The sequence below is a fragment of the Streptomyces sp. NPDC052036 genome, from assembly GCF_040680495.1.
In the GTDB taxonomy this organism is placed as follows: Bacteria; Actinomycetota; Actinomycetes; order Streptomycetales; family Streptomycetaceae; genus Streptomyces.
Genome location: NZ_JBFAWW010000003.1, coordinates 49,075 through 72,565 on the forward strand (window position 1 = coordinate 49,075; position 23,491 = coordinate 72,565).

At 71.3% G+C, this 23,491-nt stretch carries 20 protein-coding genes; 7 read left to right on the top strand and 13 right to left on the bottom strand.

Annotated features, from left to right (window positions below; translation table 11 throughout):
* Positions 1-214: 214 nt before the first annotated feature.
* Positions 215-1,783, bottom strand: coding sequence for a hypothetical protein (locus AB0L95_RS06570; protein WP_365157919.1), 1,569 nt, complete (start codon positions 1,781-1,783; stop codon positions 215-217).
* A gap of 446 nt (positions 1,784-2,229) precedes the next feature.
* Here AB0L95_RS06570 and AB0L95_RS06575 point away from each other — a divergent pair, with 446 nt between their 5' ends.
* The 3 genes from AB0L95_RS06575 (at position 2,230) to AB0L95_RS06585 (ending at position 4,376) form a co-directional block, all read left to right on the top strand.
* The gene (locus tag AB0L95_RS06575; protein WP_365157922.1) at positions 2,230-2,769 is read left to right on the top strand and encodes a VCBS repeat-containing protein; all 540 of its coding nucleotides are present in this window, start codon (positions 2,230-2,232) and stop codon (positions 2,767-2,769) included.
* A 112-nt stretch (positions 2,770-2,881) separates the two neighbouring features.
* Complete coding sequence (locus tag AB0L95_RS06580; RefSeq protein WP_365157925.1) at positions 2,882-3,238, top strand: VCBS repeat-containing protein; 357 nt, start codon at positions 2,882-2,884, stop codon at positions 3,236-3,238.
* 118 nt (positions 3,239-3,356) lie between these two features.
* Positions 3,357-4,376 (top strand): amidohydrolase family protein, encoded by a 1,020-nt coding sequence (locus AB0L95_RS06585; protein ID WP_365157928.1) that lies wholly within the window; start codon positions 3,357-3,359, stop codon positions 4,374-4,376.
* A gap of 59 nt (positions 4,377-4,435) precedes the next feature.
* Here the strand turns inward: AB0L95_RS06585 and AB0L95_RS06590 are convergent, their stop codons facing one another.
* Positions 4,436-5,635, bottom strand: coding sequence for an FAD-dependent oxidoreductase (locus tag AB0L95_RS06590; protein ID WP_365157931.1), 1,200 nt, complete (start codon positions 5,633-5,635; stop codon positions 4,436-4,438).
* 92 nt (positions 5,636-5,727) lie between these two features.
* Complete coding sequence (sigJ, locus tag AB0L95_RS06595; RefSeq protein ID WP_365157934.1) at positions 5,728-6,672, bottom strand: RNA polymerase sigma factor SigJ; 945 nt, start codon at positions 6,670-6,672, stop codon at positions 5,728-5,730.
* 227 nt (positions 6,673-6,899) lie between these two features.
* On the opposite strand from sigJ, the gene AB0L95_RS06600 reads away from it, so the two are divergent.
* Entirely contained in the window at positions 6,900-8,300 is a 1,401-nt protein-coding gene (locus tag AB0L95_RS06600; RefSeq protein WP_365158726.1) for a hypothetical protein, read from the top strand.
* A 205-nt stretch (positions 8,301-8,505) separates the two neighbouring features.
* Here the strand turns inward: AB0L95_RS06600 and AB0L95_RS06605 are convergent, their stop codons facing one another.
* Positions 8,506-9,276: a glucose 1-dehydrogenase gene (locus AB0L95_RS06605; RefSeq protein WP_365157937.1), complete on the bottom strand. Its 771-nt coding sequence runs from the start codon at positions 9,274-9,276 to the stop codon at positions 8,506-8,508.
* Between the two features lie 222 nt (positions 9,277-9,498).
* Between AB0L95_RS06605 and AB0L95_RS06610 the strand changes: the two genes are divergently transcribed.
* Positions 9,499-10,113 (top strand): TetR/AcrR family transcriptional regulator, encoded by a 615-nt coding sequence (locus AB0L95_RS06610; protein WP_365157940.1) that lies wholly within the window; start codon positions 9,499-9,501, stop codon positions 10,111-10,113.
* 56 nt (positions 10,114-10,169) lie between these two features.
* Here AB0L95_RS06610 and AB0L95_RS06615 read toward each other — a convergent pair whose 3' ends face one another.
* The 3 genes from AB0L95_RS06615 to AB0L95_RS06625 all read right to left on the bottom strand — a co-directional run bounded on the left by AB0L95_RS06615 (position 10,170) and on the right by AB0L95_RS06625 (position 12,110).
* On the bottom strand, positions 10,170-10,730 hold the full coding sequence (locus AB0L95_RS06615) for a CGNR zinc finger domain-containing protein (protein ID WP_365157943.1): 561 nt from the start codon (positions 10,728-10,730) through the stop codon (positions 10,170-10,172).
* Positions 10,731-10,810: 80 nt separating this feature from the next.
* Complete coding sequence (locus AB0L95_RS06620; RefSeq protein ID WP_365157946.1) at positions 10,811-11,005, bottom strand: hypothetical protein; 195 nt, start codon at positions 11,003-11,005, stop codon at positions 10,811-10,813.
* A 49-nt stretch (positions 11,006-11,054) separates the two neighbouring features.
* Positions 11,055-12,110: an alpha/beta hydrolase gene (locus AB0L95_RS06625; protein ID WP_365157949.1), complete on the bottom strand. Its 1,056-nt coding sequence runs from the start codon at positions 12,108-12,110 to the stop codon at positions 11,055-11,057.
* Positions 12,111-12,386: 276 nt separating this feature from the next.
* Here AB0L95_RS06625 and AB0L95_RS06630 point away from each other — a divergent pair, with 276 nt between their 5' ends.
* Together AB0L95_RS06630 and AB0L95_RS06635 are read left to right on the top strand one after the other, a co-directional pair.
* Positions 12,387-12,812, top strand: a complete 426-nt coding sequence (locus AB0L95_RS06630; protein ID WP_365157952.1) for an organic hydroperoxide resistance protein — start codon at positions 12,387-12,389, stop codon at positions 12,810-12,812.
* A gap of 435 nt (positions 12,813-13,247) precedes the next feature.
* Positions 13,248-13,592: a hypothetical protein gene (locus AB0L95_RS06635; protein ID WP_365157956.1), complete on the top strand. Its 345-nt coding sequence runs from the start codon at positions 13,248-13,250 to the stop codon at positions 13,590-13,592.
* 44 nt (positions 13,593-13,636) lie between these two features.
* Here the strand turns inward: AB0L95_RS06635 and AB0L95_RS06640 are convergent, their stop codons facing one another.
* The 6 genes from AB0L95_RS06640 to AB0L95_RS06665 form a co-directional block, all read right to left on the bottom strand.
* Complete coding sequence (locus tag AB0L95_RS06640) at positions 13,637-16,702, bottom strand: BTAD domain-containing putative transcriptional regulator (RefSeq protein WP_365157959.1); 3,066 nt, start codon at positions 16,700-16,702, stop codon at positions 13,637-13,639.
* Positions 16,703-16,879: 177 nt separating this feature from the next.
* Complete coding sequence (locus AB0L95_RS06645; protein WP_365157962.1) at positions 16,880-17,842, bottom strand: SUMF1/EgtB/PvdO family nonheme iron enzyme; 963 nt, start codon at positions 17,840-17,842, stop codon at positions 16,880-16,882.
* Positions 17,839-19,527: a WD40 repeat domain-containing protein gene (locus tag AB0L95_RS06650; RefSeq protein ID WP_365157964.1), complete on the bottom strand. Its 1,689-nt coding sequence runs from the start codon at positions 19,525-19,527 to the stop codon at positions 17,839-17,841. Before AB0L95_RS06650 ends, AB0L95_RS06645 begins: the two co-directional genes overlap by 4 nt.
* The gene (gene ribA, locus AB0L95_RS06655; protein WP_365157967.1) at positions 19,524-20,210 is read right to left on the bottom strand and encodes a GTP cyclohydrolase II; all 687 of its coding nucleotides are present in this window, start codon (positions 20,208-20,210) and stop codon (positions 19,524-19,526) included. The genes AB0L95_RS06650 and ribA overlap by 4 nt, the downstream gene beginning before the upstream one ends.
* The gene (locus AB0L95_RS06660; RefSeq protein WP_365157970.1) at positions 20,207-21,463 is read right to left on the bottom strand and encodes an MFS transporter; all 1,257 of its coding nucleotides are present in this window, start codon (positions 21,461-21,463) and stop codon (positions 20,207-20,209) included. The genes ribA and AB0L95_RS06660 overlap by 4 nt, the downstream gene beginning before the upstream one ends.
* Positions 21,460-23,346 carry a WD40 repeat domain-containing protein gene (locus AB0L95_RS06665; protein WP_365157972.1) on the bottom strand — a complete coding sequence of 629 codons (1,887 nt, stop codon included), beginning with the start codon at positions 23,344-23,346 and terminating at the stop codon, positions 21,460-21,462. Before AB0L95_RS06665 ends, AB0L95_RS06660 begins: the two co-directional genes overlap by 4 nt.
* Positions 23,347-23,491 lie beyond the last annotated feature (145 nt).

A 23,491-nucleotide genomic window follows, 5' to 3' on the forward strand; every position in this document is an offset into this window, starting at 1 on the left:
CCGGTGCGTCGGGGGTATCCCGCACCCGCAGGTGTCCCACCGCGGCGAGGCGGCCCGGTCCGGCGCAGCGCCCCCTGGCGGCGCCGTCACCAAGCACGTGCCCGGCGTTGTCATGACATGCGGCGCGGGCACACGGTGGGTGGACGGTCGCCGGCCCGGGCAACCGCCCACTGCGGTGGACGGCCGCCCTTCTGCTGCGACGGCGACCAGGGCCTCAGCCGATGGCGTACGCCCGGTACAGCGTCTCCACCGAGCGGTCCCCGGCGGAGTCGGTGACCTCGGAGCGCAGGGCGACGGCGCCGGAGGCCGGGTTGTGGACGAACGCCTGCCAGGTCGCGCCGGAGTGCTTGACGGTCGCTGCCTTCCAGGTCTTGCCGCCGTCGGCGGACGACCAGAACCGGACGGACTTGGCGGTCACGTCGGTGAACTTCACGTCGGGACCCTGGGAGCCGCGCCCCGCACTCACGTCGACCGTCGTGGTGCTGTTCGGTGCGGCCTGGTTGCGGCTGTTCAGCCCGGTGGGCAGGAAGCGGGTCAGGAAGACGGGCGCGACCATCGGCTTGGCCTGGTCAGCCTTGAAGTGCCAGTCGAGGGTGGCGCGTGACGACAGCATGCCGGCGGGGAAAGTGATGCCCGGACGGTAGCGATGGGCATCGACGGTCAGGCGGTACCAGCCGGCCGAGCGGATGCCGGCGGAGAACTCCGCGTCGGAAGAGCGCCAGTTGGTCAGGGTCTGCTTCTTGACGGTGGTGCTCCCCTTGGACAGGACCACCGTCTCCTTCGTCGGGTCGGCCCCGTTGGTTCCGACGTCGGGGTCACCGATCAAGGCGTCCGGAACGAAGGCGACGGACTTCCGCTCGACCGTCGGCAGGTAGTGGATCGGACTCCACGCGGCCCGGCCGAAGAACTGGGTGGAACCCTGCCCCGCCTTCAGCGTCCTGACCTTCGGGAAACCGCCGCCGATGTCGTCGCCGTTGTTCGCGAAGATGTCGTCGCGCGGCTGCCAGGTCCCGGGAGTCACATGGACGACGGCGCTGTACGGTGCGCTGTCGTCGCGGACCCCGGCCATCAGGTCGGTCGTGCAGTCGTCGGTCTTCGGCCGTGCCTGGAGCGCGGTGTCGTTCCGGCCGGCCATCTGCGTACCGCTGTGTACCGAGAAGCGCATCGTCGCCAGCTTCGACCGCTTGAACGACCCACCGGGCGCGGTCGGGATACCCGTGGTGTTCTGCACGGCGACGTAGCTGTCGCTTCCCGACCACTGCGCCATGTACCCGAACTGCAGCAGCTTGGAGGAGTCCGGGATGGCGTAGAGGGCTCCCTCGTCGTTCCAGCCGCCCGCGCTGAAGGCGGAGGGCATGTTGCTGACGGTGGCGGCGCACACCTGCGCGCTGATCCGCGGCGGGCCGGTCACGTCGGCGGGCGTATCGAGCGACACCTTGACGGTCTTGCCCTTGCGCGCGTCGAGTGTCACCGACTTGCTGCCGGACACCTGTACGACCTGAGCGCCGATGGTGTCGGTGCCCAGACCGTCCGTGGCGCTCTCGTAGATGTCGGTCATCGCGATGTAGCGCCCCGACGGCAGGCTGATCCGCTTGCCGGACCTGACGATGTACGTCTGACCGGACGGCACGGCGACGACGGTGACCGTCGTCGAGACCTTTCCGCCGTGCCGCCCCAGCGTGGTGACGGCCAGCGAGGCCGACGCCGCCTGCGTGGAAGCGGCGGAAGCGACCAGCGGTACCAGCGCGGCCACGCCGACGAAAGCGAGCGATCTCCGTCGCACCCTCATCAATTCCCCCTCCGAACCCGAAGTCGGCCAATCTTAGTCACGCCACGCACATGACAGATCAAGGCAAGGAGATACGTCTGATCAAGTGGTGCCCGACAAGTGCTAGGGTCCGCCCGCTTGTTCGGGGGGATGGGGCCCTCCGCAGGGGAGGGAAACCAAGTGACTCGTCATGTTTTCATGCGTGGCTCCGCTGATGACGTACGAGTCCGGCGACGGGGCGACGCATCTGTACAGCCGCTCGCTGGCCACGGCGGGCACCCTGACGGCAGGCACACGCACGGACCGGGGAGCGACCCAGAGGTGCGGGGTGATGGACGGGGACCACGGGAGCTGTCCCGACCTGATGGGTACGGGTGACGGCCGGGCGGTCACCCGGAACACGGCCGGGGAGGTCTCCGTCCTGGACCGGGCTGTCGAAGCCGGCCGCGTCATGGACGCTGGTGTTCCGGAACAGGGCGACCGGCGCCACCCTGCGCACCCTGTCCGGTGGAGCCGCGCACGACGCGGTCCGCACGTCCTGGAACGGCAGGACGTCGACGGGTGCGTACGTGCCCAGCGGCACATACAGCTGGACGCTGACGGTGGCCCCGGCCGACAAGCACGGCGCGTCGGCGACGGCGTCCGGCTCGCTGAAGCTGACCGGTGGTGCCGCGGTGAGACGCGACCATGTCGGGTCCGACGGGATCGGTGACCTGCTCACGCTCACCCCCTCGGGCGCGCTCACCTTCCACCAAGGCGACGGCGCGGGGAAGTTCTCGACGAAGACGACGGCTTCGGGCCGGCCGGCCTCGATCATGGCGGTGCCGTTCGGAGACCTGAACGGTGACCGCTGCGATGACGTGCTCGTGCGGCTCAACAGCGGTGCGCTGCGGGCGTACCGCCCTGGGTGCGGCAAAGCCCTGACGACATCCACGACGTACACCACTCGGGGAACGTCGGGCTGGAACCAGTACAACGTGCTGACCTCGCCGGGCGACTGACGGGTGACGGCCGGGCGGACCTGATCGCCCGCCAGGCGTCCGCCGGTGACATCTACCTGTACAAGGCCACCAGCAGCGGAACGCTCTCGGCGCGGGTGAAGATCTTCTCCAAGTGGACCGGTTACAAGAAGATCACAAGTGGACCGGTTACAAGAAGATCATTGGTGTCGGCGACCTCAACGGTGACGGGTACGGGGACCTGCTGGCACAGGACACGTCGAACAAGCTGTGGCGGTACGCGGGCACGGGGACCGGCAGCTTCAGGGCGCGGGTCGAGGTGGCCGACAACTGGGGTGCCTCCTGCAACGTCGTGGTGGGCGCCGGCGACATCACCGGGGACGGAAGGGCGGACATCGTCTCCCGCGACACCTCCGGCAAGTTGTGGCGCAACCACGGCGACGGCAAGGGTTCCATCGGTCCCCGCGCCGAGATCGCCACCGGCTGGCAGGGCTACAAGGCCCTGTACTGACCGGCCGACACCGAGGGTGTCCGGAACGCTGCGTTCCGGGCACCCCTCGGCCTCCGTAGCCAGGGTGCGGGTCGAGAGGGGTGGACCCGTCCCCCCGTCAAGGCCGATCGTGAGCGGCATGGACGATCACCGCGACGCTTCCGTCGACCCTGCCGGCTCCGCCGAACCCACCCCCTCCCACGGCCCCTCGCACGGTGCCGGATCGCCGAGGGCGAGCGGGGTCGCGGGCGTACCGGGAACCACGCGTGACGACGTGGCGTCGGGCGAGGAGGCCGGGGAGGTCCGTCGTTTCTGGGGTCGGCTCGGTCTTCCCGGGCTGATCGACGTCCACACGCACTTCATGCCCGAACGTGTCCTGCACAAGGTCTGGGACTACTTCGACACGAACGGACCGCTGATCGGCGGGCTCGAGTGGCCGATCGCCTACCGGAAGGAGGAGGCGGAACGGACCGCCCTTCTGCGGGAGTTCGGCGTCCGGACCTTCACCGCCATGCTCTATCCGCACAAGCCCGGCATGGCCCGGTGGCTGAACGGATGGGCTGCCGACTTCGCCCACCGCACCCCCGACTGTCTGCACACCGCCACTCTCTATCCCGAGCCGGGTGTGGAGACGTACGTCCGCGAGGCCGTCGAGGCGGGCGCGCGTGTGTTCAAGGCGCATGTGCAGGTGGGGGCGTACGACCCGGCCGACGAACTTCTCCAGCGGGCCTGGGGGGTGCTGGCCGAGGCACGGATCCCCGTGGTGATCCACTGCGGCTCCGGGCCCGCGCCCGGCAAGTACACCGGCCCCGAGCCGATCGCGCGGGTGCTGGCGCGGCACCCGAGGCTGCGGCTGATCGTCGCGCATCTGGGGATGCCCGAGTACGAGGAGTTCCTCGGCCTCGCCGAGCGGTACGACCAGGTGCGGCTGGACACGACGATGACGTTCACCGACTTCGCCGAGGGGTTCATGCCGTTCCCCCGCCGGGCCCTGCCCCGGCTCGCCGGGCTCGGCGACCGCATCCTGCTCGGCTCCGACTTCCCCAACATCCCCTATCCCTATGTGCACCAGCTCCACGCCCTGGAGCGGCTGGGACTCGGGCAGGAGTGGCTGCGGGCGGTGTGCCACGACAACGCGGCAACGCTGTTCGGACTGTGACAAGGGCTCCGTGAAGCGGGCGCCGCCCCGAGCCGAAGGAGCCCGCTTCACGGTGTGCGTCAGGCAGGCGTCCTGGCCGTCGAGTCCGGCCGGGCCGGCTCCGGTGCGACGACGCGGCGGCGTCGGGTCGGCAGGCCGATCGTCGGGTTGGCGACGCCCCAGGCCGCGCCCTTGCAGACCAGTTCCTTGTAGACGGCGGCCGGCCGTCCCGTCAGGGCCGCCCGGACCGCGCGGTCGTCGGCGGTGACGTACTGGATCAGGCCTTCCCTGCGGCCCAGCGAGATGCACTGGTTGAAGTAGCGGAGCGGTACGTTCGGGAGCTTCCCGCCGGTCAGGCGTGCCGCGATGGCGTCGGCGGCCTGCCATGCGGCGGGGGTGCCCGAGGCGCACGACATCCGCAGCGGCTTGTCGCCCGGGCCCATCGCCAGGGCCGCGTCGCCGATGGCGTACACGTCCGGGTGCGAGACCGAGCGCATGGTCCCGTCGACCACGATCTGGCCCGTGTCGCTGACCTCCAGGGTGGTGGCCGTCGCGATCGGGTGGACGGCGAAGCCCGTGGTCCACACGGTGACCGCGGCCGGGACGGTCGTGTTGTCGGCGGTGGTGACGCGGTCGGCCTCGACGCCGGTGACGACGGTGTGCTCGTGCACCGTGATGCCGAGCTTGCCGAAGACCTTCCGCAGATGCCGGGCGCCCTTGGGCGAGAGCCAGTTGCCGAGGGCGCCGCGGGCGACGAGGGCGATGTCGAGGTCCGGGCGGGCCTCGGCGATCTCGGCGGCGGCCTCCAGGCTGGTGAGGCCGCCGCCGACCACGACCACGGGCTGTCCGGCGTCCAGGCCGGCCAGGCGTGCGCGCAGCCGGAGCGCTCCGGGGCGACTGGCGATCTCGTGGGCGTGCTCGGCGGTGCCGGGGACGCCCTGGCCGTTCCAGCCGCTGCCGAGGGCGTACACGAGGGTGTCGTACTCCAGTGTCTCGGCGCCGTTCGCGCCGAGGACCGCGACGGTCCTGCGGTCGACGTCGACGGCGGTGACCTGGGCGAGCTTCAGTTCGACGCCGGTACCCGCGAACATCTCGCTGAAGGGCCGGGGGATGAGGTCCTGGCCGACCGCGAGCTGGTGCATCCGCACGCGCTCGACGAAGTCGGGCTCGGCGTTGACGAGGGTGATGGCGACGTCTTCGCGGTGCAGGCGCTTGGCGAGGCGGCCGGCGGCGATGGCGCCGGTGTATCCGGCTCCGAGGACGACGATGCGGTACTGCATGTCCTGGCTCCTGTCTTCGGCGGGTTCGCCCCTTGAACCGGGCGGGCCGCCCTTTCCTGACAGCAGCGCGATGTGAAGCACCTCACATCGGGTCAGAAGAGCCGGAGCAGTGGTTCGCCGCGGTCGGCGGCCGCCCATCGCCGGCTCGCGCGGTCGAGCTTTTCGGGGTTGACCTGGTTGCGGAACGCGGCGATGCCCTCGGTGGTGATCTCCAGGCACATGACGCCGATGACCCGGCCGTCGACGACCGCCACCACGGCGGGGCCGCCGTTGGCGGTCGTGGCGTAGAGCTCGGGTGAACCGCCGACCAGGGCGCTCTTGGCCTTGCTGGGCTTGAACAGGCCCCGCATGAACTTCGCGACCGCGAGGGCACCCTCGAACGCCTTGGCGCGGGCCGGGACCTTTCCGCCGCCGTCGCCGATCGAGACGGCGTCCTGGGTGAGAAGCCGTACGAGCGGTTCGGTCCGGCCGGTGGTGGCGGCCGCCAGGAACTCATCGATGATCCGCCGGGCGGCGGCCTCGTCGATCTCGGTGCGGGCCTTGCCGGCCGCGACATGCTTCTTGGCGCGGTGGAAGATCTGCTGGCTCGCGGCCTCGGTGATGTCGAGCATCTCGGCGATCTCCCGGTGCGGACAGGCGAAGGCCTCCCGCAGCACGTACACCGCCCGCTCGCCGGGGGAGAGGCGCTCCAGCAGGGCGAGGACCGCGTACGAGACCGATTCGCGCTGTTCGGCGGTGTCGGCCGGGCCGAGCATCGGGTCTCCGGCGAGCAGCGGCTCGGGCAGCCACTGGCCCACATAGGTCTCGCGGCGCGCGCGGGCCGAGGTGAGCTGGTTGAGGCACAGGTTGGTGAGAACCTTCGTCAACCATGCCTCGGGGACCTCGATGTGCTCGACGTCGGCGGCCTGCCAGCGCAGGAACGTCTCCTGTACGGCGTCCTCGGCCTCGCTCGCGGAGCCGAGCAGGCGGTAGGCGATGGCCTCCAGGCGGGACCTGGAGGCCTCGAACCGGTCCACGTCGTTCATGGTCAGCGCCATGGGCCGGATCCTAGTGCCATGGCAGGTGACGTCCGCCGCCCGGTCGTGACGACCGTACGCAGCACGCCGTTTCCTGTCCGGGCGGCCCGGTCCGGCCGTCCGGTTCCCTCAACTCCCGTAATTCTCATGCGCCGGCCTGTGACACCTCATACGATCCCCTCGCCGCCCGCACACCAGTGCGCATCAGCACCCTATGCGGGCATCCGAACGGGAGGGACCACTTGACCATGCCCTTCGGCGCGCGCTCGCGTGCCGTCCTCGCTTCTCTGGGAACCCTCGGCCTGGCACTGGCCGTCGCGTCGCCCGCGAGCGCGGCCGGCGGGACGCCCACCACACCCACGCAGTTGTTCAACGGCAACCGGAGTTGCTCGACCGACGCGGACCGGCCCACCTACGTCTGGGCCGGCACCGGCCTTGTCGTCGAGGGCATTCCCGCCACCACCGACACCACCGGCAACCCGTCGGTCAGCGTGCAGTACCAGGTCTGGCCGGTCACCGACCCGGCGCAGACCACGACGGTCACCCGTGAGCACGCCACCCCCGGCTTCGAGGCCCCCGGACAACTGCCCTCCGACGCGCTCGCCGACGGGCAGACCTACGCCTGGCGGGCGCAGACGGTGGCCGGAAGTACCGCCTCGGACTGGTCGGCCCCCTGTTACGTCACGATCGACGACACCCGCCCGGCGAACGCGCCCACCGTCTCCTCGCCGAACTATCCGCCGGACACATGGAACCGGGGCGGCGAGCCGGTCAGGTTCACGCTGAGCGCCAACGGCGTCGACGACGTCACCGGGTTCGAGTACTCCTGGCAGCAGGACCTCCCGGTCATCGGCACGCCCATCGGCGACCACGGTGTTCCCCAGCCTGTGGACCCGTACGCGGACCCGCGATACTTCACGCGCGCCGACGCCCCGGGCGGTTCGGCCACCCTCAGTCTGGTACCGCCGACGGGCTCCGGTCCGATGACCCTGTGGGTGCGAAGCCTGGACCGGGCCTACAACGTGTCGGCGATGAGCAGCTACAGCTTCCTCGTCAGCTCCACGGCACCCGCCGTCACCTCGGACGTCCCGTCGCCCGAGTTCGGCAGGCCGACCACGTTCACGCTCCTGCCCGACGCCGCGCTTCAGTCGACGAGCCCGGTCGTCGGCTACTCCGTGCACACCGTCGGCAGCCCCAACGGCGACGAGACCGTCGACGTCAAGGCTGCGGCGGACGGCACGGCGAAGGTGAAGCTCACGTTGGACGGCCTCTACGGCGAGTCCCTCTCGGTGACCAGCAAGAGCGCGAACGGCTGGGTCAGCGACGCGGGTTCGTGGAGCACCGGCTACGACACCACTCCCACCGTCGCCTCGGAGGTCTACCCCGAGAACGGTTCGGGCGGCGGTGTGGGCGTCCCGGGCACCTTCACCTTCACACCGAAGGTGAAGGGGGTCGTGAGCTACACGTACTCCTTCAACGGGGAGCCGGAGGTCACGGTCGCCGCGCACGCCCACCACACCGCGCGCATCGACTGGACCCCCGCCTCGGACGGCTACTCCGACCTCACGGTCTACGCGACGACCCGCTCCGGTCTCCAGACGGCGCCCTACGACTACTCGTTCACCGTGCAGGGGAACAGCGGATCGTAACCGGGGATCGTAACCGGGGATCGGAACCGGGGAACGTAACCGGGGAACGTAACCAGGTAACCAGGGAACGTCACTGGGGATCGACCGCGCATGTGCCGTGCCCGAGCCCGCCGCAGCAGCGCGTGGGCTCGGGTGTCGGCCGCCCTCGCGCGGCAGACACGGCGAGCCCGGCGAGCCCGGCAGACAGGGGTCGGGTCCTGAGCGGCTACGACGCGATGACGGCGACCCCTGTCCTGCCGCCGTCCACATCCACCACGGTGCCGTGGACGAAGGCCGCTTCGTCGCTCGCCAGCCAGACCACGGCGTGCGCGATGGCGTCCGGCGTGCCGACGTCACCGGCCGGGGTGCCCTTCATCATGATCTCGCCCGGATGGGGCTCGCTGTCCTCCGGGGACGGGGGCAGGATCACGCCCGGGGAGACGGCGTTCACCCGTACGCCCATCGGGCCGAACTCCGCGGCCCAGGCCCGTGTGAGCGTTTCCATGGCTCCCTTGGTGGAGCTGTAGAGCGCGCCGAGAGGGACGCCCAGGCGCGCGATCCACGAGCCGAGGTTGACGATCACTCCACCACCGGCCTCCGCCATGGCGAGGACGACGGCGGCGGTGAGGAAGAACGGCGCCTTGACGTTCACGCCGTAGACCCTGTCGAACGTCTTCTCGTCGGTGTCGACGGTCCCGGGGGCCGGGTAGATGCCGGCGTTGTTCACCAGGATGTCGACGCGCCCGCCCAAGGTCTCCCGGGCCCGGTCGGCCAGGTCCTGGGAGGCCTCCTTGCTGCCGTCGAGGTCCGCCACCAGAAAGTCGGCGCGGCCGCCGGACGCGCGGATCCCTTCGACGACCCGTGTCCCCCGTTCCCGATTGCGCCCGGACACGATGACATGGGCCCCCTCGGCGGCGAACGCTTCCGCGATCGCCTGCCCGATATTGCTGGTCGACCCCGTGACCAGCGCCGTCTTGTTCCGCAGTCGTGCACTCATGACGCGCCCTCTCCCGTCTCGTACGGCTCGTGGTGTGCGGATGCCTTGGTGTGCGGACCACTGTGCGTCGAGGATTTTGGACCGGCAAGTCCAGACTGGGACGCCGCTCTCGCCGTCATCCGGTGCCTTCCGGTGTCTTCCGGCGTCGTCCCGTGCCGTCCGGGATGCCGCCGGTAAAATGGACCTGTTGGTCCATTGAGGGGGAGGGGCGGAGGAGACCGCATGCCGGACGCGCTGACCGCGAAGGGCCGCGCCACTCGGGCCCGCATTGTCGAGGGGGCGGCCGAGGTGCTGCGCGAGCAGGGTGTCGCCGTCACGACACTCGACGACATCCGCAGCCGCACCGGCACGAGCAAGAGCCAGCTGTTCCACTACTTCCCCGACGGCAAGGACGAACTGCTGCTGGCGGTGGCCCGGTTCGAGGCGGACCGCGTCCTGGAGGACCAGCAGCCGCACCTGGGGCGGCTGGACTCGTGGGAGTCCTGGTACCAGTGGCGGGACGTGGTGGTGGAACGCTATGAACTCCAGGGTGACCACTGCCCGTTGGGATCACTGTTCCTGCAGGTCGGGCGGTCCGGCCCCGGTGCGCGGGCGATCGTGACGGAGCTGATGCGCCAATGGCAGGGGCAGCTCGCCCGCGGTATGCGCACCCTTCAGGCGAGCGGCCTGGTGTCGCCGGACCTCGATGTGGAGCGGACGGCCGCCGCGCTGCTGGCGGGCATCCAGGGAGGCGTGACCATCATGATGTCCACGGGTGACTCGACCCACCTCAGGGCGGCGCTCGACACGGGGATCGCACACCTTCGCGCGACGGCGGGCGAGTCGGCGACGGCCTGAGGGCTCAGGCCCTCGCCGTCACCGTCACCGTCGCTGTGGCCGACGGCGACGGTGGGTCAGTGGGCCGTCGCGGGCGCGGCCTTCTTACGGGCGCGGTACGCGGCCGCCTTGATCTTGTTGCCGCAGGACTCCATCCCGCACCAGTGCCGGCGCATGCCCCGCGAGCGGTCGATATAGGTGCGGGTGCACTCGGGGTTGTCGCACTCCTTGAGCAGGGGCACGTCCGGACCCCTCAGCAGCTCGACGGCATGGCGCGCCACCATGGAGAGGGCTTCTTCCGGGGTTGCCTGTGTCCATCGCCCCGACGGGGTGAGCTGCGGTACGGCCGAAGGCTTGCGTGCCGCGTTGTTCACCACGGTCAGTGCCGCCCCGTCGTACTCCTCCCCGAGCCTGCGGGCGGTGACCAGCTGATAGACGGCTTCCCGTACGGTCGTCGCCTGCTCGACGTCGGCCTCCCGGCTGGGGGAGACCGCATCGACGAGGCCGGACTCCACGTACCACGCGTTGAGCCGGTCCGGCGTCGCGAACATCTCGAAGCGGACCGAACGGCGCGCTCGGAGCGTTGCGGCGAAGTCGAGTGCCGGGTTTCCGCATACGAAGGCATGATCGAGGTTCACATCACCATTCTGGCCGGTTACTGCGGTGCCGGGCAAGATGCGCCACCTACCGAAGCCGCGGCCGATCACCGCCCTCGGGCTCAGAGGCCCAGGTCGGCGGCGAGACAGGAGAAGGACATCCACGACGCCTCGGGGTCGTAGGCGTATCGCGTCGCATCGTTCGGCGTAGCCACCTTCTCCTGGACCATGTCCTCGTAGCGGATGCGCTCGGGCAGTTTGCCGAACCTCGCCCGGCGTGCCGCCGCGGCGCCGTCCTTCGTGTTCTGGCTTTCCATGGCCTGACCCCTTTCGATCTCTGAGGTGGTCACCCGTCAAGAGGGTGACTCAAAAATGGTCCACGTCGATGACGGCCTGGGCGAAGGCGGTGGGGGCCTCCTGGGGCACGTTGTGGCCGATCCCTGTCAGGGTCCGGTGCTCGTACGCACCGGTGAACCGGTCCCGGTACGAGGCGCCGCCCCCCGGAGCGGTGAAGGGGTCCCGCTCGGGATCGAGGGTGATGGTGGGCACCTCGACGACCGGCCGCGTGGCGAGCCGCTTCTCGAGTCCGTCGTAGCGCCGCTCCCCGTCGGCGAGGCTCAGCCGCCAGCGGTAGTTGTGGATGACGACGGCCGCGTAGTCGGGGTTGTCGAAGGCCGCCGCCGTGCGCTCGAAGGTGGCGTCGTCGAAGTCCCACGTCGGGGAGACCGTGTCCCAGACGAGCCTGGTCAGGTCGTGGCGCAGGGTCTTGTCCTCCATGGCGGCCCGGCCTCGCTCGGTGGCGAAGTAGTACTGGTACCACCAGGCGTGTTCGGCCGTGGGGGCCAGCGGCTTCAGGTTGGCCTGGAGGTTGGTGACGAGGTAGCCGCTCACCGACACGAGGGCCTTGCAGCGCTCGGGCCAGAGCGCGGCGACGATGTCGGCGGTGCGCGAGCCCCAGTCGAAGCCGGCCAGTACGGCCCGCTCGATCTTCAGGGCGTCCATCAGGGCGACGATGTCGAGGGCGATGGCCGACTGCTGGGCATTGCGGAACGTCCGGTCGGAGAGGAAGCGCGTCGTGCCGTGGCCGCGCAGATACGGGACGATCACCCGGTAGCCCTTCTCGGCCAGCAGCGGGGCGACGTCGACGTAGCTGTGGATGTCGTACGGCCAGCCGTGCAGGCAGATGATCGCGGGGCCGTGGGCGGGACCCAGTTCCGCATAGCCGACGTCCAGCAGGCCGGCCCTGATCTGCTTCAGGCGCGGGAACGAGGCGTGCGCGCCGGGGCTGACCGTGGGCACGGCCGACGCGGCGGTCCCGCGCGGTGCGGCGGCGGAGGCGGACGGCACCCCCTGTGGACCGACCGGCGAGACGGCCGCCGCGCTCGTGCCCACGGCCTTGCCGAAGGTGCGCCTGTTGATCACGTGAGCCCTCCGTGAATGCGTCGCCAAGATGCGTACGGGATGACTGTTACAGAGCCGCCGTCACCGGTCAAGACGGTGACTCAAGGTTCCGGGTCGGCTCAGTCATCGCCCATACAGGTCGAAATCTTCTTGTCAGCCCGAAACGTGCGCCGCCACACATCACCTGCTTGACGGGTGACGACTGCCGCTGTCAGCATTCCGTCACCGCCTGAACGGGTGACTCGGAGGGGCGCACTCGTCGACTCGGCGTTCGATGCACGAGAGGGGATCCCGACCATGGCAGTCAGCTACACCGCCGTTGTCCACGTCGACGGAGAGGGCCGTAACGGAGGCCGCGTCCAGTCCGAGGACGGACTGCTGGAGACGACGCTGTCCATCCCGAAGGAGCTGGGCGGTGCCGGCGACGCCACGAACCCGGAGCAGCTGTTCGCCGCGGGATGGGCGGCCTGTTTCCCCGGCGCCGTACGCCGGGCGGCCGCGCAGCGCAAGGTACGGCTGACGAGCACGGCCATCACCGCCGAAGTCACCCTTGAGCACGGGGACGACGGAGAGTTCGGCCTGGTCGCGGCGCTCAACCTGGAACTCGGCGGCGTCGACCAGGACACCGCCACGGAACTGGGCGCCGCCGCCCACCAGATCTGCCCCTACTCCAAGGCCACGCGCGGCAACATCCCGGTCACCGTCAACGCCACCGCCGCCTGACGGGGCCTGCCGGGGCGCAGGGACCGCGGGGTCGCAGAGACCGTGGAAGTCGTGGACCCTTCGTCGTCCGCGGTGGGCGCGGTCGCGGTTTTCAGTAATTCAGCGCGAAACGGCGTAGCTGCTGCCCGACACTCGTCGGACAGCAGCTACGCCGTCATCCGTGGCGAACCAAGAGTCACCACGAGGCCCGTTCACGGGCCCAGGGGGCGGATCTGCGCTCACGCAGTTCCGGCATGGAAGAGACACGCGGCGGCTGGTTGATCGCAGGCGGGGACGGAGGCAGCACAAGTCCCTTGGGCGGCGGACTGCTCTCCCGCCCCTTCCCTCCCGTGGGGAACGACTCGGGAAGGCACGGGGAACGGTCCCCCGCAGCATCGGTGATGTCCCGAGGACGGGACGATCACCGAACGCACAGGGGGAACAACGATGCGCACGATGACTCTGCGGACGAGGGCAGCCGTGGTGACGGTGGCCGGCCTGGCGATCCTGGCCATCGGGGCGGCCGCCCCGGGTCACGCCGCCCGGCACACTCAGGCCGACGACCGCGGTCCCGGAGTCGTCGGCACGACGGTCCTGGCGGACGGCCGCGGGCCCGGTGTCATCGCCGCGGCAACCCCCGCCGACGACCGCGGACCCGGCGTCGTCCGCACGAAGGTTCTGGCAGACGGGCGTGGGCCCGGGATCGTCGCCGTGGCTGTCCCCGCCGACGACCGCGGGCCCGGTGTCATCGCCGCCGCGGTCCCGGCCGATGGTCGGGGGCCGGGCAGTTCGGCTGCCTGACGGAGCGGTTGCGCGACCCCTCCGCGCGCCGGGGAGGCGGGCCGTCACACGTGGCGGCCCGCCTCCGTCACGTCCATCGCGTCGTACAGTTCCTCGGCCGCCTTGCGGTGGGCCTCGGCTTCCGTGTCGTCGCCCAGTGCCTCGGCCGCCTGGGACATGCCGTGCAGGGCACGGGCCGTCTCGATGCGGTAGCCCAGCGCGGAGGCCAGTCGGTGGGCGTGACGGTGGAGGTCCATGGCCCGGGCCGGTTCGCCGCGCCGCAGATGGACCAGCGCGACGACATTGGCGACCGCCGCCTGCCGCAGGGGCATCCCCCGGGCCGAGACCAGTTCCATGGCATGGTCCGCGTACTCGGCGGCGGTCTGGTCCTGGCCGAGGCGCTGGCACAGCTGGGCCCAGTGCGCGTGGACGAAGGCCACGTTGCCGGGCTGGAGGGTCTCGTCGCACAGTTCGAGGGCCTGGGCCAGACAGACCCGCGCCCGTTCGTCCTCGCCGAGACCGAGGTGGGCCAGTGCGAGCCAGGTGAGCGAGGTGATCTCGTTGCCGCGCTCGCCGAGCCGCCGGTTGAGTTCCGTCGCCCGGGCCGCGTGCCGGGCGGCGTCGGCGTACCGGCCGGTCCAGGTCAGCACCGAGCTGAGGTTCGCCAGCGCCTCCGCCTCCATGCGCGCCACGCCGAGTTCGCGGTGCAGCGCGATGCCCTGCTCCAGATAGACGCAGGCCCGCTCGAAGTTGCCCAGGGCGCTGTGCAGCAGGCCCAGCACATCCAGGCAGAACGCCTCCGTGGGCCGGTGGTCGGTGGCCGACGCCAGTTGCAGCGCCTCCTCGGCGACCACGATGCCGTCCTGGAAGGCGCCGAGCCACCAGTTGGCGATGCCCAGATTGCCGAGGCTCACCTGGAGCAGCGGCGGATCCCCGAGCACCCGCGCGGAGTCGACCGCCAGCCGGCTGATCGCCCCGAACTCCTCGTGGTGACCGCGCAGGTTGAGATAGAACATGAAGTTCCGGGCGAGCACGACCGCGTCGCGGTGCACCCCGTAGGCACCCGCCCGCTCCACGACGACGCGCAGCGCGTCGTGCTCACGGCCGAACCAGCGCAGCGCCTGCTCGTCGTCGGCCATCTCCGGCAACCGCCAGGGCCGCCGGCCGGCCCCGGTGTCGTACCGTGACCGCCCTGGGAAGAGCACGTCGCAGGCGGCCTCGCTGGCCGTGACGTAGTACGACACCAGGCGCTGGACCGCCTCCCGGGCGCCGTCCTCGTCGCCGCGCAGCGCCATCGCGTAGGTGCGCACCAGGTCGTGGAAGCTGTAGAGGCCCATCTCCGGCTGTTCCAGGAGATGGATGTCGAGGAGGTGTTCCAAAGCGTCCTCGGCCTCATGGACGTCGCCGCCGAGCAGCGCGGCGGCGGAGTGCACGTCCAGGGTGCCGCCGGGATGCTCGGCCAGCAGCCGGAACGCGGCGCGCCTGCTCTCCTCCATCGCCTGGTACGACAGCCGCAGCGTGGCCTCCACACTGCGTTCGCCCGCGCTGAGTTCATGCAGCCGGCGGGTCTCGTCGGCCAGCCGGTCGACGAGGTACTGGACGGTCCAGCGCGGCCGGTTACGCAGGCGCGCGGCGGTGATCCGCAGGGCCAGCGGCAGCCCTCCGCACAGCTGCACCAGCTGGGCCGTGGCCCCGGGTTCGGCGACGGAACGTTCCTCCCCGAGGGTACGAGCCAGCAGGGCGGCGCTGTCGTCGCCGGAGAGCAGCTCCAGGGAGAGCCACTCGGCGCCGTCGAGGTCGAGCATGCGGATCCGGCTGGTGATGAGCACCAGGCAGCCCTCGGAGGGGGGCAGCAGCGGCCGGATCTGCGCGGCGTTCACGGCGTTGTCGAAGACCAGCAGCAGCCGGCGCTGCGCCGCGATGTTGAGCCAGAGGGTGATCCTGCGCTCCAGGCCGTCGGGCATCCGGTCGTCCGGCACCCCCAGGCTGCGCAGCAGGGAGTCGATCACCGTGCCGGCCTCCTGCGGCTTCTCCCCGGGGCTGAACCCGCGCAGGTCGACGAAGAGCTGCCCGTCCGGGTACTCCTCGGCCAGCCGGTGGGCGGCGTGCACGGCGAGCGCGGTCTTGCCGCTGCCGCCCATGCCGTCGATACCGAGGATCCGGGCGGCACCCCGGCCGGGGGCCCGGCCGGCGGCGACGATCCGGCGCAGCTCCGCCTCCCGACCGGTGAAGTCCGGCAGGTCGTACGGCAGGGTCCGGGGCGGCTGCTCCAGCTTGGGCGGCAGGTCGTCCTGGGCGACGGGCGCCGGAGCGCCGCGGCCGGTCACCGACTGCGGTGGCCGGGGGGCGACTTCGGGGCTGTCGCGCAGGATCGCCTCGTAGAGCCGGGTGAGTTCGGCGCCGGGGTCGATGCCGAGCTCCTCCACGAGCAGGTCGCGGACCCGGCCGAACTCCTCCAGGGCCTCCGCCTGCCGGCCCGAACGGTACAGGGCGAGCATCAACTGGCCGCGCAGGGCCTCGCGCAGCGGGTGCGAGGTGACCAACTCGCGTAACGGCGCGACGAGTTCGGCGGCCTCGCCGAGTTCGAGGCGCAGCTCGTGATACTGCTCGGCGACCGTCATGTGCCGCTCCTCCAGGGCGGCGGAGGCGGCGGATATCACCTCGCCGCCCGCGCCCGCGAGAACCGGCCCGCGCCACAGGTCGAGCGCGGTCCGCAGTTCGTCGGCCGCCTCCACGGCACGCCCGGCGGCCACCGCTTCCCTCGCGAGTCGCGCATGCTGGTTGAACTGATGCAGGTCGAGCTGACCGGCGTCCAGGAGGGCCCGGTAGCCGATCCCGTCGGTGACGATCAGTTCGGAGCCGCCCGGTATGCGGTTGCGCAGCGCGGCGACCGCCTTGCGGACCTGGTGGGCGGCGGTCTGCGGCGGCTCGTCGTCCCATGCGGCGGCCACCAGCCGGGACACCGGGACCATGCGGCCCGGTTCCAGCAGCAGGGTGACCAGCACGCGTTCCTGCGTGGGGCTGCCGAGTTTGAGTCGCCGCTCCCCGTGCCAGCCCTCCAGTGATCCCAGAATGTTGAATCTGACGGCAAAGTGTCCCGACTCCCCCAGCGCCATGGACCTTTCGTCCACCCCCCGTTTTCCGTCCCGACCCGAGACGATCCCGTCCATCCTAGGTCTCGGCGCGGGGAGGTGAAGTGTCAGGTCTGTGATACGGAACACAGCGGTTCGGTCAACGCCCGCCGTACGCAGGCGCGCAGGGAGCCGCAGCGGAAGGCCGGCCCGGTGCCGGCCTTCGCGGCGCAGGGGTCACGGAGTCTCAGCCAGTCGGAAGCCGATCACGTAGATGGGCTTGTCGTACCAGCCGTGCCGCCTGCGGCATCGGGTCAGATCGCCGTAGCGGGTGAAGCTGCCGCCCCGGGCCACTCGGTACGCCCCCTGCGTCAGCAGCAGGTCGTCCGGCTCGGGGGCACCGCCGGGGTAGGGCCGGTAGTCGTCGGCGACGAACTCCTCGACGTTCCCGCCGAGGTCGTCCACGCCGAACGGGCTGCGCCCGGCGGGGTAGACCCCGACCGGGGTCGTGGTGAGCGGGCCCGCCTCCACGGTGTTGGCGCACTCGGGCCGGAACGACTCGCCCCACGGGTACTCGCGGCCGTCACCGCCCGAGGCCGCGTACTCCCACTCCGCCTCCGACGGCAGCCGGAAGCGGCGGCCCGTGCGCCGCGACAGCCAGGCCGCGTACGCGTCGGCGGCCTCCGCCGGCACGCCCCACACCGGGTGGTTGGCCAGCTCCCGGGGGTAGACGCCGAACGGCCACGACCGCGGCAGCCAGGTCTCGTGGGTGTCCTCCAGGAAGGCGCGGTACTCGCTGTTCGTCACCGGGTAGCGGGCGATGCGGAAGGCGGCGATGTCGACCTCGTGCGCCGGGCTCTCCTTGGCGATCCACTCCTCCACCACGCCGACGTGCCGCCATCGGTCGGTCACCTCGGCGACCCGCTCCGACGGCAGACCCAGGGTGACCCGGGCGGCCGGCACGTCGATCATCTCCGGGTCGAGGACGCGGATGCGCGGGTCGCCGAACAGGCCCAGCACGGTGCCGGCCGCATGCCGCCGGGGGCACGGCTCGTGCGGCGCCGTCGCGACCGCGATCAGGGTCTCGGGGGAGGCCGTCAGCAGGTCGCGGTGGGTACCGATGGACTCCTCGGAGCTGCGCCGCACGAAGGACTCGGGCAGTCCCATCGCCGCCCGGTCGCCGACCAGGTTCGGGTTCATCGGTCGCCTCCGGGGATCTCGTACACCCGCCCGTCGTAGGAACCGGCCAGGAAGGCGTCCCGCCGCGGGTCGTGGCACAGCGAGGAGATGCCGGCCGTGGTCGGGCGCTGGACCACCGGCCAGGTCCCGGACTCCGTGTCGAAGACGGCGACCATGCCGCTGTAGGAGCCGGTGGCCACGTACCGGCCGTCCGGCGAGGCGGCGGCGCACTTCACCGAGTGGTCGTGCGGGGTCGGAAGGGCCATCGCGGTGGGGCCGTCCCACAGCCGCAGCAGCCCGTCCCGGCTCACGCTCGCGAAGCGCCCGCCGGGCAGCGCCGCACAGCCGTTGGCGATCCGGTCGTGGGCGGCGTCGACGCGTGCCGTCCCGGTGAAGTCCTCGGTGGAGAACCAGGAGGCCGCCGCGTCCGCGCAGACCGCGAAGACACGGTCCCCGGACACCGCCACGCCCTTGACCGCGCCGGTGTGCAGCGGCAGCGTCGCCTCGTGCCTGACGGCGCCGTCGGGCTGGACGGAGAACACCAGGCCCTCACCGGTGTAGGCGCCGATCACCACGTGCGGCACCCCGGCGCGCTCGAAGGCGGCGCCGCAGTTGAGCGGCGAGCGGTGCTGGTACAGCACCTCGCCGGTGAGCGCGTCGAAGACGGTGCCCATCTGGCCGCCGCTGAACACCCGCCCGCCGGCCGGGGTGAGGAAGTTGCACAGGCTGCCCGTCGCGGCGGCCGGCACACCGTCGGCCCGCAGGATCCCGGCGTCCCCGATGGTCAGCAGCCGTCCCTCGTGCACGGCGACGGCGTTCACGCCATGGGTGGGCTCGACATGGTCGAGGTCCCAGCTGCCCTCGGCGATGCGGTGAATGGCGTACGACGACCCGAAGGTGGCGAAGGCCAGGGTGTCGCCGTCGAGGAAGGCGCACGAGCGGGGCCACACGTCGGCCGGGAAGGTCGACGAGGCGACCGGCCGCAGCCCGTCGGTCACGTCCCACACCCGCAGGGTGCGGTCGTAGCTGAGGCTCACCATCCGGCCCTGGGCCACGTCCAGCACCAGCCGCTTGATGCCCGCCTTGTGGGCGTGGTAGGTGGAGGTCCCGTCGGCGGCGAGGACGACGATCTCCCCCTCGTCGTTGCCCGCGTACACCGTGCCCTCGGGGGTGACGGCGATGGTGTCGGTCTCGACGCCGCCGAGGTCGGTGTCGGAGAGCAGGCCGCCGGTGTCGAGCGACCAGCGTTTGATGGTGCCGTCGTCGCTGGAGGAGACCAACTCGTCGCCGACCGCCGCCCATTCGACGGAGATGACGTCGGCGGTGTGGCCGCCGAAGGTGTGCAGCAGGGTGCCGGAGAAGTCGTAGACCCGGACCCGGTGGTCACGGGAGGCGGTCGCGATGAGCGGCTTGGACGGGTGGAAGGACGACATCTCCACGTCGTCCTCCTGCTCGGAGAGCACCGCGAGGAGCTTGAGGTCGGGCACCGACCACAGGCGTGCGGTGTAGTCGCTGGAGGAGGAGACCAGATGACGGCCGTCGGGGCTGAAGGACACCTGGTTGGCGAGATGGTCGTGGACGGCGCGGGCGAGCGCCCGGCCGGTGCGCGCGTCCCACAGGACGAGCTGGTTGTCGTAGCCGGCGGTGGCCACGTACCTGCCGTCGTAGGCCGCGACTCCGCTGATGGGGCCGTTGTGGCGGATCACAGGACAGACACCTCCAGGTCTTCGGTACGGGATGCGGACGCCAGGGGCAGGGCGTCCGGGACGAGCAGGGTGTGGCCGGCGTGCCGGGCCTTCGCGTCGAGGTAGCGGCCGTTCTCGCCGGTCAGATAGACCCCGGTGGGCACGGTCTCGGTGACCTCGATGCCCAGGTCGGCCAACTGCCGCGCCTTGTCCGGGTTGTTGGTCAGCAGCCGGATGCGGGTCAGGCCGAGGGCGCGCAGCATCTCGGCGGCCGCCGTGTAGTCACGCTCGTCCTCGCCGCGGCCCAGCAGCCGGTTGGCCTCGAAGGTGTCGTTGCCGCGGTCCTGGAGGACGTACGCGTCGAGCTTGTTGTACAGGCCGATCCCGCGCCCCTCCTGGCGCAGGTACAGCACGGCCCCGCCCTCCCCCGCGACGCGCAGCAGCGACTCCTCCAGCTGGGGGCCGCAGTCGCAGCGCGCCGAGCCGAACACGTCGCCGGTCAGGCACTCGCTGTGCAGCCGGACCAGGGGGGTCGCCCGGCGGGGGCCGGGGACGACCACGGCCAGGTGCTCCTCGCGGTCGGGCAGATCGGTGAAGGTGACCAGGTCAGCCGTGCGGTGACCGGCCCGGTGCAGGGTGACCGGGACGCGGGCGCGGACGGCCGTTCGGCCCGGATGCCATGTGGTGTTGCTGCCGTCGTTCATGCGGGGACGGCCTCCTCTCGGGACGGGATGTGCGGTGCGGAAGGCGCCCACTGCCGCCAGGTGCGCCACAGCCACAGCAGGCCGGCGAGCTGGAGGCCGCCGAAGGCAAGGAAGGTGGCGGGCGCGCCGAGGGCGTCGGCGAGGGCGGGGACGGCGAGCGGTCCGGCCAGGACCGGCAGGCCGAGGACGAGGTCGACGATGCCGCCGACCCGGCCCAGTGCGTCGGCGGGGACGAACGTGAACACCATCAGGTCACTGGCCACGCCGAGCGCGGCCTGGAACCCGAACATCACGACCATCGCGGCGACGAACACGGGCTCCGAGCGGGACGCCATCAGCAGCAGCGCCCCGCCCATGCCGACGGTGCCGACGAGGACGATCGCGCGGAACGGGAAGGTCTTGCGCTCGGAGACGAGGACGGTGCCGAGCACTCCGGCGATGCGCACGGCCACCAGGACCAGGCCCACCGTGCGCGGCGAGAGGTCCCAGTCGTGCTGGAGCCGGAACAGAGACAGGGTCATCGTGCCGGTCGTGCCGACCAGCAGCATCGGCACGAAGACCAGGACGGCATGCAGCAGCACGGGCGTCGCCCGCATCACCCGCAGGCCGTCCACCAGGCCCCGGACCATGCCGTCGCCCCCGTCGGCGGGCCGCTGCCGGGGCGGATGGACACCCGTCAGCCATACGACGATCGGCGCGAAGAAGGTGACGACGTTGAACCAGAGCAGCCCCGCGTAGCCGACCCACAGCAGGGCGGCACTGACCAGCAGCGGCCCGACCACGTTGGTAACCGTGTAGAGACTGCCGAGGCTGGCCCGGGAGCGCACCGGGTTGTCCGGGAACATGTGCGCCACGCCCGTCATCCAGCCCATCCGGTAGGCGGCGCCGCCGATCTGCACCAGGGCGCCGAAGACGAACAGCGGCCACACCGGGGCGTGGGCGGAGAGGCCGGTGAGGTTCAGCGCGATCGCCGCGGCGGCCTGGACCAGCAGCCCCGGCACCACCAGGACCCGCGCCCCGTGCCGGTCGACGATCGCACCGAGCACGGGGGCGAGCAGCAGGGTGGCCGGGGTGAGCACGGCCAGCAGCGACATGACGGTGAGGGAACCGGTGCGGGCGTAGACGAACAGCGGGAGCCCGACGGTGTAGACGGCCTCGCCGATGTTGTTGACGACGTTGCCGGCGGCGAAGATCCGGAACCGGCGGTCCCGCCAGGGTGACGGCTTGGACTGCTCCGCGGCCGGGCCGCTCACGGCGTGGTCCGCTGCCGGGGCAGGAGCAGGTCACGCACCCGGGTCAGCGGGGCCTTGCGGTCCTCGCCGGCCAGGCGGAAGAGGCGGATCCAGCCGCCGCGGCCGCCGGTGAGCAGCACGTGCTCGTCCGCGAACGGCACGGCGACGAGCGCCTTGGCGAAGTCCGGCAGGTCCTCCACGAGGGCCGTGATCTCCGTGGACTCGCGTTCGTAGGCGGAGAGTTGGGCGCCGTAGGAGACCGCGTAGACGGTGTCGGCCAGCAGGACGCCGTTCTCCACGGTGTTGTCAAGGAGCTCGGTCCAGCGGTGGGTGACCTCGCCGTCGGCCGTCAGGACGCGTTTGACGCCGTTCTCACCGCTGATGATCACGGCGTCGGGGCCGTCGGCCCACATCCGCTTGGGGTACTCCTCGGTGTCGAACTCCCGCAGCACCTCGTCGCCTTCGGCGGCGTGGACGCTGACCAGGCCGGTGCTGGAGGCGATGACTCGCTCTCCGGTGGGCAGATAGCAGCCCGCCCAGGCGGAGGCCCGTCCGATGTCCAGGCGGGCGAGCACCTCACCCGTCGCCGCGTCGAGTTCCTCGACACCGTCGTTGTGGCAGGCGAGCAGTCGGGTGTGGTCGGGGGAGCCGGCGACGGTGTGGGCGAGGGAGCCGAGGTGGTGCCGCCACAGCACCGTGCCGTCCCGGTCGGCGCGGAAGACCCACTGGTCGCGGGTGACACCGGCCCAGCCGCCCGGCAGCGGCACCACGCGCCGGGTGAAGCCCATGTCGTGGGTGTGGTGGGCGCGCAGGTCGAGGCGCGGTTCGCCGAGACCGTCGGGGACGAGGGAGAGCACGGCGACGCCGTCGTCGGTGGCCGCGTACAGCTCGGCCGGGTCCTCCGCCGAGGGCTGGATGTCCCACACGCACTGGCGCCGGAAGGGGGCGCGGGCCAGGGTCCGGGTGCCGTCGGCGGTCAGCCGGCGGAGGTCTCCGTCCTGGGTGAGGGTGTAGATCGTGCCGTCGTCGGCGACGGCGAAGTCGGTCAGCTGGTGGGAGAAGCCGGTGACCGTGGACGCCACCCGGAGCTCGGGGGTGCTGTTGTCCAGCAGGTGCAGGACGCCGTCGAAGCCGCCGACGTACACCGTGCGGTGGTCCGGTGAGAACGCCAGGAACTCCACGTCGTCCCGGGCGAGCAGCAGCTGCCCGGTGATGTTGCCGTGCACGTCCAGCGTGAGCACGCCGTTGGCGATGTTGTTGTTCTCGTCGACGCCGTCGTCCTGGGTGGCCCAGAACCGGTTGTGCAGCCGGTCGTAGAGGATGCGGTGGATGTTGCCGCCGTCGGCCTGGACGACGGTGGGGAAGTCCAGGGTCTCCAGGTCGCCGAGGAAGACCCGGCCGGCCTTGTCGGAGGCCACGTCGATCTCCGGGTGGTCCTGGCAGAACCACTCCAGCGGGACATGGCCCGCGAAGTTCGGCTCGATGCGCTCGACGGCGAAGGTCTCCAGGTCCAGGACGGCCATCTGGCGGTAGCCGTTGTTCATATAGACCTTGCCCTTGTGCACGGTGATGCCGCGGCTCATCACCGGGGAGGGCTCCTCGCCCTCCAGCAGTTCGGCACGGTTCGCCGTGCGGTCGGCGTCGAGGACGTCGACCAGGTCGAGGGTGTCCAGACGCCAGCGCAGCAGCGTCCCGCGCTTGTCGCGGCCCACCACCCAGTCACCGGATGCGGTCACGGTGTACACCGGGGCGTGGCCCGCGGCCACACTTCCCGTCGGGGCGGCGGAGGACCTGAGGACGTGCAGGTTCTCGTCGAGCAGGTGGATGCGGCCCATGACGTCGGCGGCCAGCAGCCCGGCCCCCGGTACGTGCACGATCCGCACGACGCGGTCGGTCAACTCCATTTCAGGCTCCTGTGAGTGGGGTGGTGCGGTGTGCGGGAAAAGGCGGTGGCGGGCACGCGGTGGCCGCGATGCCCGCCACAGAGAGGGGCCCGGATTACGAGGCCACCGACTTGCGGGAGCTGACGCCCCGGCGGACCGGCTTGCG